Raw genomic sequence first — 12,230 nt, forward strand, 5'->3', positions numbered from 1 at the left:
TAAAAAATGATAAATAAATCAGCTCTTTACACGGATGCCCTTCAATCAACTGACGTATGCCCATCGGAGAGTTAACGGAAGCGCTTCCGTTAACTCTCCGATGGGCATACGTTGCAACTCCTATAGGCATCGGACGATACGTGCATAGTATTCTGTTATAAAAGACACATTTACTATTAATTTTAGAGATGTTTAAAAACAATTATTCGCCTCTAAAATAAAAGATTTTTTTTGGCGAATGATTGTTTTCTTTTTAAACTGATGTTAATTCTTTTTCAAAAGTACTTAGTTGTGATTGTATTGTTTTCTTATCTTCAACAAAATATTGCTCATCTGTATTAAAAAGTGTTTTATAATATTGAATTCCTTCAAGAAGATTATCTCTTAGTTTATTCAACTTTTTTATACGTTGATTTGTAGGATCTTTTTTGTAATTGTTTTGTTCTTTTTGATAATGCTCAACATACATTTCAAGTTCTTTAATCAAGAAATTTGGACGATTTTTTGTTTCAATCAAATTATCTCTTCCATAAATATGATCAATCATTTCATTCAGGCTTGCTTCTTTGGTGAAATAAGCAATATTTGGACCTGGACAAATAACAACTCCTTGTGCTTGACCTTTTATTGGTAAACTTTGTTCTAATAAAGACGCATTTGCTAGTCCTATACATAGACAAGATTTTTCTGTTATTTTCTGAAACTGCTCGGCATACTCTTCTTGAGTTAAATTCGCTTCATTTTCTTTTAATTGCGCTAAAGCTATTTTCTGATGTTTACGATCGGCTGTACAGCTTCCGTCTGAAAAGAAACTTCTATCCAGTGCCAGATATTTTCTTGGACAAGAACTTCCTGGGTTATTCTTGATAATTCGTTCTTGTTTAAAATCTTCGTTCGTTGTTCCTCTAACTGTATTAAAGGGAACGCCCAGTGGAGAAATATCGCTTAGATAAAGATCATCTTCTTTTGCATTTGCTAATAAGTTTCGTGTTTCAATATCTGTAGAGGTAGCTTCTGGAACGAGTAAAAAGGGAGAACCCCAACCTATAGAGTCTAACTGATAATGTTCTAATAAAAACTTATGTTCTTGCGCTGTTCCAACTCCTCCCTGTGCTGTAATTGTTATAGGAAGAGGAATAGTTGGAACAAAACGTTTTTTTTCTTGAAGCGATTTACATAAAAGCTGATGTGTAGTTTCAATTAATTCTTGTCGCTTTTCTTTAAATACTTCTAAGATATGTCCCATCAATTGTCCGTCTGTAGCAAAGGCATGTCCACCACAATTTAAACCAGATTCAATTCTGTATTCAGAAACCCATAATCCTTTTTTCGCTAATTGTTGACCTTGTATAAGAGCAGATCGATAATCGCTCACTTTTAGAATAATACGTTTTTGAGGAAGCTCGTTTTCTGTTGGGAAAAAATTATCAAACTCTTCGAAGTAAGCGTATAATCTAGGGTTCATTCCTGCGGATAAAACTACAGAAGCATCCAAACTACTTTGCGCAAAACCTCTCAAAGCTGCATGGGCATCATTATATTGTATCGGTAATTGCTCTTTTCCATTGTAATGTTCGCGATCTACTTTTGTCATGATATTAACATCAATAGAACCAGGTGTGAAATATTCTGAAAGAACAGATTGTAGATAATCTAATGAAAGATGATTTTCTAAATATTGTTGTAAATCATCTTTAAGTTGAGATACATTAGGTAATGTGTTAGCAAAATCTTCAACAGCTTTTTTGTTTTCCATTAAAGATGTTTTCAGTTCCTGAAATTTGTTTTTAACGATGTTATCAACTGTATTTAGATAAGCTGTAATTCTCCGAGATCGAAAATCTTCCATTTTTGTACTAATCTCTTGATATGGAAGTTCAAACTTCTCACTGTAAAACTTATTCATACGTTCCATTAATTCGTCATCCATTACAGAAATAACAGACGAAATTCCTAAATGAGCAACACGAATAGGAGAATCAATCGTATAAGCTAATCCCATAACAGGAATATGGAATGTATGTAAATTTGCGATTTTCATGTGGTTTTTAATAAAGATAAGATGCTAATTTCCTGAAATAGCGAATGATATTCCCTGATGAAAATCATGTTAAACCTTATTTTTAATCATTTAAAATATTGATTAAAAGAGAATTAATATAAATTATTTAATTGTTGTTCATAGAAAAAGCCTTAAAGAGTATTTACTCTTTAAGGCTTTTATAATTTTGTATTTTTAACCTTTTTTGTTCAGCTCTATCAAAGGTTGAATAAACTCTCTTGTATTTGATAAACGAGGAACTTTATTTTGTCCACCTAATTTACCTCTTGAAGCCATCCATTCGATGAATAATTTTGTGCGTGCTTTGTGTACAATCGGTCGATTAAGTGTCATATTATTGTAACGTTTTGCTTCGTAATCGGAATTAACTTCTTGCAAACCTTTGTCTAAACAATCAATAAATTGTTCAAAATTTTCAGGTTCTTTATCAAACTCTATTATCCATTCGTGAGCGCCTTTTTCTTTTCCTTGCATAAAAATTGGACCAGCACTATATTCAGAAACAATTGAATTTGTTTGCATACAAGCACGTTTCAAAGCTTCTTCAGCGTTTTCTATCATCAATTCTTCGCCAAATGCATTGATATAATGTTTTGTTCGTCCAGAAACAACAATTCGATGAGGATTTGTAGATGTAAAGCGAACCGTATCACCAATGATATAGCGCCATAAACCTCCATTTGTCGTGATAACCATGGCGTAATTTTTACCAACTTCAACTTCTCCAATTGTTAAAAATCGTTGAGTTTCTGAACCAAATTCTTCCATTGGAATAAATTCGTAAAAAATTCCGTTGTCTAATAATAACAACAAATCTTTGCTGTGCAATTGATCTTGAATTCCAAAAAAACCTTCGGAAGCGTTATATAATTCGAAATAATTTAATTTTTTTTGTGTGATTAAATTATAGTTTTCTGCATAAGGTTTGAAGCTGATTCCGCCATGAAAAAACACTTCGAGATTTGGCCATAATTCGTCCAAATAATTCTTTCCAGTTTCGGCTAATAATTTGTTCAATACAACCAGCATCCATGAAGGAACACCAGTTAATGAACCAACATCTTCATTCTTTGTGGCATTAATAATCGCGTTCATCTTTACATTCCAATCAGACATTAAAGAAATCTCACGATTCGGAATATTTTTCATTTCTGCATAAAAAGGCAAATTATCAATCAAAATAGCTGATAAATCACCAAAACGAGTATCATATTTTTGATAAAGTTCACTACTTCCGCCAATTCTTAAGTTTTTGTGCATAAAAATATCCGTTTCGGGATAAGCATTTAAGTACAATGCAAACATTGTTTTTCCTGCTGCGTAGTGGCAATCTTCTAAGGATTCATTACTAATTGGAATAAATTTACTTTTGGCATTTGTTGTTCCAGAAGATTTCGCAAACCACTTTATTTTTCCGTGCCAAGTGACATCTTTTTCACCTTTTCTCGCTAATTCAATATAAGGTTGAAAATCTTCGTAATGTACCGCAGGAACTTGCTCTTGAAATTTCTGTGTCGTTTTAATTTCGTCAAAATGAAATTCTTTTCCGTAAATAGTCGATTTGGCTTTTTTGATATTCTCAAATAACACACGTTCTTGCGTACCAACTGGATTTTTGATGCTTTCTTCGATGACATTCATTCGGCTACGCATCATAATTTCCATAATCTTATTGACTATTCCCATCCGCTAAAAGTTTTGTAGATTTACACAAAATTAATTAAACTTTTTTAGCAAGATGCAGTTTGAAGGACAAATTCGTAAAATGACAACTGAAAATGGAACTCCAATAAATTATTATTGGAATTTCAAAGATGATTTTATCGTTATGAATCAATTGTTAGGAAAAAAAATCAAGATTAACTTTGATCATTACGAATGTTTAAACTGTCATGAGGATAAAGAGATTTATCAGATGGGATATTGTAAAAATTGTTTTTTTACAGTTCCAGAAGCTAATCCAAGTATCATCAATCCAGAACTTTCTACAGCACATTTGGGAATTGCACAACGTGATTTAGAGTTTGAAACGAAATTCGAATTGCAACCACATATTGTGTATTTGGCAAATTCTTCGGGAATAAAAGTAGGTGTAACGCGTTTAACACAAGTGCCGACTCGTTGGATCGATCAAGGTGCTTCAGAAGCTATTATTATTGCACGAACGGATAACCGTTACGAAGCTGGAATGATAGAGGTTTCGTTGAAAAATGTTATTGCTGATAAAACGAATTGGCAAAGAATGTTGAAAAATGATGTGCCAGAAATTAATCTGTTCGAAAAGTATCACGAAATCAGAAATGAAGTGAATCCTGATTTTCAACAATTTTTGGTTGATGAGCCAGAAGTTTGGAAGTTAGACTATCCAGTTTTATCTTATCCAGAAAAAGTAAAATCATTAAACTTGAAAAAAACACCAGAAATAGAAGGTGTTTTGAAAGGAATAAAAGGTCAATACTTAATTTTTGAAAACAATACCGTTTTCAATGTTCGAGGTCATGAAGGTTTTTATGTGAATTTTGAAGTATAAAATTCACTTTACAATAAAAGATATTCAAAAGTCGGTTCTGTTACAGAATCGACTTTTTTGTTAAGATAGGATTATCCAAGTAAAAAAGTTTAAAATGAATAATCAGTTTTTCTGACGCATTCAATTTTCGTTGTATATTGTTTTCTTAATATTCATGCCAAAAATATGTTTCTCAATCAAATTTATCTACAGAAGTTAAAACTTTTATTTGTTCTTGCTTTTACGCTTATAAGTGTATTATTAAATGCACAAAAGAATGCAGAAACAGAAATAGAAAATTATTTGAAGAAGTCATATGAATTTGTTAGTGTTAATCTTGATTCGGCATTACTTTATAACAGAAAGGCAGATGATCTTATTCATAATTTACCTAAGAATGCTGATAAAATCTCTGTTTATAAGAATTTAGGAAATATTTATTTAGAAAGAGGAGATTTTGTAAACTCTCTGAATTATTTCTTGAAAGCTTCTAAAATTGTTGAGAACAAATTGATTTCTGAACCTAATAATCAACAATATATGACGTATGAAATAGAATTGTTGATTGCTGTAGGAAATTTAGAATTGCGTCAAAATAATTTTGATCAAACGTTGGGTTTTTATAATCGTGCAAAAGTAAGATTAGAACAAATAAAAAATGAATCGAAAAGACTTCAATTTAAATTAAATATTTTAAATAATACAGCTGGTGTTTTTCTGAAAAAGGAAGAGTTTAATAAGGCTTTGAAGTATTATGAATTGGCTCAAGAATTAAATGTAAAAGCAAAAGACGAAAAATTAGAGGCTTCTTTGTTGAATAATATGGGAATATGTTATTTAGAAAATCAGGAATATGTAACATCCATTTTTGTATTGAATAAGGCTTTAGAGATTCGAAAGAAATTAGATGATCAGAGGGGAATTGCACAATGTTATAATAATTTAGGAAAAGCTTATGGATTGCAAAAAAAGTATAAAGAATCAAAATATTACTTAGAAGAAGCGCTAAAAATTGGACATAATGTAGGTAATACAGAATCTATACTTTATTCATTGTTTTCTTTAAAAAGACTTTATGAAGAATTGAATGATTATGAAAATGCTTTTAAAACTTTAGATGAATATACTACTCTAAATAAAAAAGTTTACAATGAAGAATCTGTGAAAAAGATGGCGCAATTGGAGCTGAATTATAAATTGGATAAGCAAAAAACAATTTATTCAGAAAATATTAAAAGACAAGAGGCAGAGAAAAAAAGAACTAAATTAATCTATTATAGTATTGGTAGTTGTTTGTTTCTGTTTCTTATTCTTGCGATTCTTTGGATTTATCTACAGAAAACTAAAATAAAGAATATCAGTCTTTTAAAAGAAAAACTACAATTAGAACATAAAAATATTTCACTCGAAAAAGACTTTTTAAAAGATGAGCTCGAATTTAAGAATAGAGAGATAACTGCAAAAATTATGTATTTATTCAAAAAGAATGAGTTGATAAATTCTATTGCTGAAAGGCTTGTCGAACTAAAGAAAAAAGTAATGCCTGAAAATAAAAAAGAAATTCAGGAAATGATCGTTGAAATGCGCCTTAAAAAAGATGATGAAATTTGGACAGAATTTGAAACTTATTTTACAAAAGTTAATCCAGATTTTTATACCAAACTAAATGAACTTTGTCCTAATTTAACGCCAAACGAAAAAAAATTATGCGCTTTTTTACGCCTTAAAATGACAACCAAGGAAATTGCTACCATTACTTACCAATCTACAAATAGTATAAATGTTTCTCGTTTTAGACTTCGAAAAAAATTGAATATAAAAGGAGAGGATATTAATTTGATAAATTTTTTAGAAAATTTATAATTTACTGATTATGTTGTGTTTGTAAATAAAAGTACTAAAAATGTAATGTGTTCTGTACAACCGAAGTAAGCTATGTTTTTGAAGTTTTGATTGATTTTGTACTAATCTTTGTGAAAATTAATTAACACAAAAAAATTAGCATTTATGAAATTAAAACTTTTTACTTTGGCTGCGATTTTTGGTTTAGCGTCTACTAAATCTTATGCGCAATATATTACAACAACACAATTTCAAAATCCACAATCAGTATCAAATGACGGATTAGTTGCAGGCTATGGCGAATGGGCTGGTCCGTATTTAATTTGGAATGCAGATACTGATAAAGTAGAAGCTATTGGCGGAATTGCCCCAGGAAATAATCATGGTGGTGTTGCAACCTTTACTCCAGATGGAAAATATATTTCTGGAACAAGTGAAACAAATACTGATCCTACAGTTGGAGAGATGTCAAGATATAACATGGTTACCAAAAAATGGGAAACGTTAGGTTTTAATTATAATACAGGTTATTCAGATGCTGATTTTAGTTCTGGTTATTATATTTCAGCTGATGGAAATACAGCTGTAGGTCTTTCATATGAGAAAAAAACAGTAGATGGACAAGAAGTACCAAGAGCAATTGCGTTCGCTTGGAATAGCATACATGGTAATTCAATATTAGAACCATTTAATCCAAGTGCAAAACAAGGACGAGCAAATGCAGTATCAAATGATGGTTCTGTAATAATTGGTTGGTCAGATATGAGAGGGCCATGGAAAGCACATTATTGGAAAAGAAATCCTGATGGAACTTATCAAAAAGGACAATATATTTTAGTTGATCCAAAAGGAAGTTCTACAAACGAATTTAATCAGTTAGGAGAAGCAAGAGCAATTTCAGGTGATGGAAAATGGATTGGAGGTAAAAGTGATGCTTCTTTTGAAAATGCATGGATTTGGAGTGAAGAAACAGGAGTTATAGACTTAGGAAGAATAGCAAAACCAGAAGAAAATAATGTACAATCGTGGGTAACTTCTATAAATGATGACGGATCACTTGTTTTGGGGTATACGATTTCTAAACAATGGGTTGACTCTGCTCCAGTTTATACGCCATTTATTTGGACAAAAGAAACAGGTATTCAAGATTTTAATAATTATGTTATAAATACATTAAAGTTTGATATGAAAGGTGATAAAATCTATGTTCCAACTCAATTGTCAGAAAATGAGAAATATATTGTAGGTTGGGGATTAGATGCAACTAATATCAAAATGTTCAGAATTCAATTACCAAAATTAGGAATTGAAGAAGTAGATAATATAGAATTAACAACACTTTTCCCAAATCCAGCTTCAAAGGAATTAAATATTGATTCTAAGGAGAATATTAAACAAGTAACTGTATTCAATTTAACGGGGCAACAATTATTTTCGAAAAAAGGAAACTCTAAAACCTCTAAAATAGATGTTTCGAATTTAAAATCGGGTGTTTACATTGTTGAAGTAAAAACAGATAAAACATCAAAAACATATAAAATAATCAAAAAATAATCTTTTTAATAAATAGTTAAAAGAGTAGATTATTAGATTTATATTCAAAAGTCGGTTCTATTACAGAATCGATTTTTTAGTTATCTATCTTATTGATTATAATAAAAATACTTGTTTTTGATTTTATTTATTAGTAAATTAGTTACAGTACAATTAACACAAAAAATATAATTATGAAAGCAAGTGCATTACTTATCGTTGGTGGAATTCTAGCATTAACAGCTTGTAATAAAAAATCTGATTTACCCGACTATAAAGTGAAAGAAGCTATTTTAGAAGTCTACAAATATAGAGCTGAAAAACCAGATTCTTTGTTTGCAAAAGTAGAAGGAGTAGCAGTAGATGATTTAAATGCTCCAATTAAAGCGTATGGTCCTGTAGACGTTTATAATTTTGAAAAAATGACTCCTCTTGAGGATGGAGATAAAACTGTTTATGAAGCTGTTTATAAAGTTTCATTTAAAGGTGCTGAAGGAACTGAAACTTTTAAAGTAAAAAGAATAGATAAATTAGATGGAATCGTTGTTGGTTATTCGAATGATATAAAACCTATAACTGCTGAAGTTATTGATTCACTAGCTACGAAGAAAGATTCTATAAAATAAAAATTGAACAAATTGATAAATTTTTATTGATTTATTAAAAAAGTTTGTATATTCGTTATCAATAATGAAACAAAACGGATTAAATACAATTATTTCAATTACGACGACTTCTAGTGTTCACACTTAGAGGAGTCTTGTTATGTATTTAATTTTATAAAATAATGCAAAAGCATCTTCTCAAAAGGAAGATGCTTTTTTTATGATCAAAATTTAAATTATGAAAGTTTTAAAATTCGGAGGAACATCAGTCGGATCAGTAAAAAGCATCCGTATGGTAGTAGAAATTGTTAAACAAGAAAGACAACAAAATAATTCGATTATTTTGGTTGTATCTGCTATTTCTGGTTTGACCAATTTATTAACCAAAATGTCCGAAGAAGCTTCATCAGGAAAATTTGATGAAAATGATTTAAAATTTTTTCAAGACAAACATTTCGAAATTGTAAAAGCTTTAATCAATGTGCCAAATCAAAATCCGATTTTAACAAAGTTGAAATTGTTGATGAATGAGTTGGAAGCATTATTAGAAGGAGTTGAGATTTTGAAAGAATTAAGTCTTCAAACAAAAGATTTGATTTTGAGTTTTGGCGAAAGATGTAGTGCTTTATTAATCGCAAAAATAATGCAAGAACATGTTGGAGATTCATTAGTAATTAATGCTTCTGATTATATTGTGACAGATCATAATTTTGGTCAAGCGAATGTGATAGAAGAAATCTCACTTCAAAATATTCAACAATTAACAAAAGATCATTCGGATAAATTATTGGTTGTAACAGGATTTATTGCGGCTAATGAAGAAGGACGAGTGACAACTTTAGGAAGAGGTGGTTCTGATTACACTGCGGCTTTGATTGGAGCGGCTTTACATGCAGAACAAATTGAAATTTGGACAGATGTAAATGGAATGATGACAGCTGATCCTCGTTATGTATCCAAAGCTTTTTCGTTAGAGAATTTATCCTATACAGAAGCGATGGAATTGTCGTATTTCGGTGCAAAAGTGATTTATCCGCCAACAATGGCTCCGGCTTTTAAACTTCGAATTCCAATTTTAATTAAAAATACATTTCAACCAGATTTCGAAGGAACAAAAATTCAGTTCGATTCGCAACCAACAGATTTTCCAATCAAAGGAATTTCGTCGATAAAAGATATTGCGTTAGTCAATATAAAAGGAAGTGGTTTGGTCGGGAAATTGGGTTTTAGTGGGAAACTTTTTTCACTTTTAGCGCAACATCATATCAATATTGTATTGATTACGCAATCTTCGTCAGAGCATAGTATCACGCTTGCGATTCATCATAATGAAGTTGAAAAAGCGAAACAATTAATAGAAGAAGAGTTTTGTTTAGAGATTGCAGCAAAATGGTTGGAGCCAATTGAAGTTGAAGAAAATCTCGGAATTATTGCAATTGTTGGAGAAAACATGAAAAAGACAGTTGGTGTTTCGGGTAAGTTATTTTATGCGTTAGGACGAAATGGAATTAATGTTAGAGCGATTGCGCAAGGTTCTTCGGAGTATAATATTTCGGTTGTGATTAACGAAAATGATTTATCAAAAGCTTTAAATGTCGTGCATGATGCGTTTTTTAATCACTTGAAAAAGACAATTCATGTTTTCAATGTTGGTGTGGGAAATATTGGTTCGACATTTTTAAATCAATTAGAAAAACAGAAAGATTTTTTAGCTAAAAATAATGACATCGAAATAAAATTAGTTGGATTATCAAATTCTAAAAAAATGATGTTTGATGAAAACGGAATCAATTTATCGAATTGGAAAAATGAATTGGAAAATTCTTCTTCATCGGCTGATTTGAATGAATTTATCCAAAAAATGAAGCAGTATAATTTACCAAATTGTGTTTTTGTTGATAATACAGCGAGTTCTGATTTGTCAAATTATTACAAACAAATTTTCGAAAGCAGCATTTCGGTTGTAACATGTAATAAAATTGCGAATTCGTCTTCTTATCAAGACTATAAAAATTTGAAAGAAACTGCTCGAAAATATGGCATTGATTTTCTTTACGAAACAAATGTTGGAGCAGGTTTACCAATTATTAGCGTGTTGAAAGATTTGCGAATGAGTGGAGATCAAATTCTAAAAATTGAAGCGATTTTATCAGGGACAATTTCGTATATCTTCAATCATTTTAAAGGTGAAAATACATTTGCTGAAGTTGTAAAAAAAGCTCAAGAATTAGGTTATACAGAACCAGATCCTCGCGACGATTTGAGTGGAATAGATTTTATGCGAAAAATGTTAATTCTTGCTCGTGATAATGGTTACAAAGTGGAAGCGGCAGATGTAAAAATCGATTCTATTTTGCCAAAATCTTGTCTAGAAGCTGCTACTGTAGAAGATTTTTATAAAGAGTTAGTCAACGAAAATGATTATTTCGAAAAGATAAAATTTCAAGCTGAAGCGGAGCAAAAAGTGATTCGTTATATCGGGATTTTAGAAGATGGAAAAATATCAATTTTGTTAGAGTTGGTTGATAATCAACATCCGTTTTATGCCTTGTCTGGAAGCGATAACATTATTTCGTTTACAACAGCACGTTACAAGGAACGTCCTTTGGTTGTGAAAGGTCCTGGAGCTGGCGCGGAAGTTACGGCAGCTGGCGTTTTTGCAGATTTAGTTAACATAAGTTCAATACGATAAAAGATGAATCAAATAATCGAAAATAAATATAAGCTTGATCAAGCGAAGTTTTTAGAAAAAGTACACGTTTTTGCTCCTGCAACAGTTGCCAATATGATTTGTGGATATGATATTTTGGGCTTTGCGGTGGATTATCCAGGTGATGAAGTAATCATTGAAAAGACAGAAAAATTAGGAATCGAAATTCTGACAATTACAGGAGACGAAGGGAAATTACCTTTGGATGCAATGAAAAATACAGTTTCTCATTCGGCATGGAAATTATTTTGTGATTTAGGTTTACAAGATTCTTTTGGATTATCGATAGAATTACACAAAAAAATGCCAATTGGAAGTGGCTTAGGATCAAGTGCAGCGAGTACAGTTGCTGGACTTTTTGCATTGAATGAATTATTAGGAAAACCACTTTCTAAAAACGAACTTATACCTTATTGTATGGAAGGCGAACGATTGGCTTGTGGTGCTGCTCATGCGGATAATGTCGCGCCATCATTGTTTGGTGGAATTACGTTGATTCCTTCTTACGAGCCGCTTTTGGTACGTTCTTTACCTGTTCCTGAAAATTTATATGTGACGTTGATTTATTCAAAAGTAGAAGTGCCAACAAAGGATGCGCGCAAATTAATTAAAGATAAAGTGCAATTGAGTAAAGCAATAAAACAATGGGGAAACATTGCAAGTTTGGTTGCGGCGCTTTATGAGAATGATTACGAAGAAATTGGTCGTTCGATGCAAGATGACATTATCGAACCAAATCGTTCTTTATTGATTCCATATTTTAATGAAATGAAAAGTATTTCGCTTGCAAATAATGCATTAACATTCGGGATTTCTGGTTCTGGACCAACAGTTATGGCGTTATCTAAAAGTAAATTGGATGCAGAAATTATTGAACAAAAATTAAATGATTTTTTGGCAATAAAAGAAATTGAACATTTATCATTTGTCTCTAAAATTAATCAACAAGGACCTTATATAAAACACTAA

General features: G+C 31.0%; 8 protein-coding genes. 6 read left to right on the plus strand and 2 right to left on the minus strand.

What is annotated here, in order from left to right; all coding sequences use genetic code 11:
* Nucleotides 1-253 precede the first annotated feature (253 nt).
* Together E4J94_RS04390 and E4J94_RS04395 are read right to left on the minus strand one after the other, a co-directional pair.
* Entirely contained in the window at nt 254-2,041 is a 1,788-nt protein-coding gene (locus E4J94_RS04390) for a hypothetical protein (RefSeq protein ID WP_135834656.1), read from the minus strand.
* Between the two features lie 195 nt (nt 2,042-2,236).
* Nucleotides 2,237-3,748, minus strand: a complete 1,512-nt coding sequence (locus E4J94_RS04395; protein ID WP_135834657.1) for a GH3 auxin-responsive promoter family protein — start codon at nt 3,746-3,748, stop codon at nt 2,237-2,239.
* A 52-nt stretch (nt 3,749-3,800) separates the two neighbouring features.
* Between E4J94_RS04395 and E4J94_RS04400 the strand changes: the two genes are divergently transcribed.
* The 6 genes from E4J94_RS04400 to E4J94_RS04425 all read left to right on the plus strand — a co-directional run bounded on the left by E4J94_RS04400 (nt 3,801) and on the right by E4J94_RS04425 (nt 12,230).
* The gene (locus E4J94_RS04400; RefSeq protein WP_135834658.1) at nt 3,801-4,592 is read left to right on the plus strand and encodes a DUF2797 domain-containing protein; all 792 of its coding nucleotides are present in this window, start codon (nt 3,801-3,803) and stop codon (nt 4,590-4,592) included.
* Nucleotides 4,593-4,757: 165 nt separating this feature from the next.
* Complete coding sequence (locus E4J94_RS04405) at nt 4,758-6,434, plus strand: tetratricopeptide repeat protein (RefSeq protein WP_135834659.1); 1,677 nt, start codon at nt 4,758-4,760, stop codon at nt 6,432-6,434.
* 144 nt (nt 6,435-6,578) lie between these two features.
* Nucleotides 6,579-7,967, plus strand: a complete 1,389-nt coding sequence (locus tag E4J94_RS04410) for a T9SS type A sorting domain-containing protein (protein ID WP_135834660.1) — start codon at nt 6,579-6,581, stop codon at nt 7,965-7,967.
* A gap of 173 nt (nt 7,968-8,140) precedes the next feature.
* The gene (locus E4J94_RS04415) at nt 8,141-8,572 is read left to right on the plus strand and encodes a hypothetical protein (protein WP_135834661.1); all 432 of its coding nucleotides are present in this window, start codon (nt 8,141-8,143) and stop codon (nt 8,570-8,572) included.
* A gap of 217 nt (nt 8,573-8,789) precedes the next feature.
* The gene (gene thrA / locus E4J94_RS04420; RefSeq protein ID WP_135834662.1) at nt 8,790-11,243 is read left to right on the plus strand and encodes a bifunctional aspartate kinase/homoserine dehydrogenase I; all 2,454 of its coding nucleotides are present in this window, start codon (nt 8,790-8,792) and stop codon (nt 11,241-11,243) included.
* 3 nt (nt 11,244-11,246) lie between these two features.
* Nucleotides 11,247-12,230 carry a homoserine kinase gene (locus E4J94_RS04425; RefSeq protein ID WP_135834663.1) on the plus strand — a complete coding sequence of 328 codons (984 nt, stop codon included), beginning with the start codon at nt 11,247-11,249 and terminating at the stop codon, nt 12,228-12,230.

Origin of the sequence: Empedobacter tilapiae (assembly GCF_004785645.1) — a bacterium.
Classification (GTDB): domain Bacteria; phylum Bacteroidota; class Bacteroidia; order Flavobacteriales; family Weeksellaceae; genus Empedobacter; species Empedobacter tilapiae.

Excerpts from the sequence above, each read along its gene's own strand:
- E4J94_RS04415 (WP_135834661.1), top strand. The coding sequence starts at position 8,141 with ATGAAAGCAAGTGCATTACTTATCGTTGGTGGAATTCTAGCATTAACA.
- E4J94_RS04400 (WP_135834658.1), top strand. The coding sequence starts at position 3,801 with ATGCAGTTTGAAGGACAAATTCGTAAAATGACAACTGAAAATGGAACT.
- E4J94_RS04405 (WP_135834659.1), top strand. The coding sequence starts at position 4,758 with ATGTTTCTCAATCAAATTTATCTACAGAAGTTAAAACTTTTATTTGTT.
- E4J94_RS04390 (WP_135834656.1), bottom strand. The coding sequence starts at position 2,041 with ATGAAAATCGCAAATTTACATACATTCCATATTCCTGTTATGGGATTA.
- E4J94_RS04425 (WP_135834663.1), top strand. The coding sequence starts at position 11,247 with ATGAATCAAATAATCGAAAATAAATATAAGCTTGATCAAGCGAAGTTT.
- E4J94_RS04395 (WP_135834657.1), bottom strand. The coding sequence starts at position 3,748 with ATGGGAATAGTCAATAAGATTATGGAAATTATGATGCGTAGCCGAATG.
- thrA (WP_135834662.1), top strand. The coding sequence starts at position 8,790 with ATGAAAGTTTTAAAATTCGGAGGAACATCAGTCGGATCAGTAAAAAGC.
- E4J94_RS04410 (WP_135834660.1), top strand. The coding sequence starts at position 6,579 with ATGAAATTAAAACTTTTTACTTTGGCTGCGATTTTTGGTTTAGCGTCT.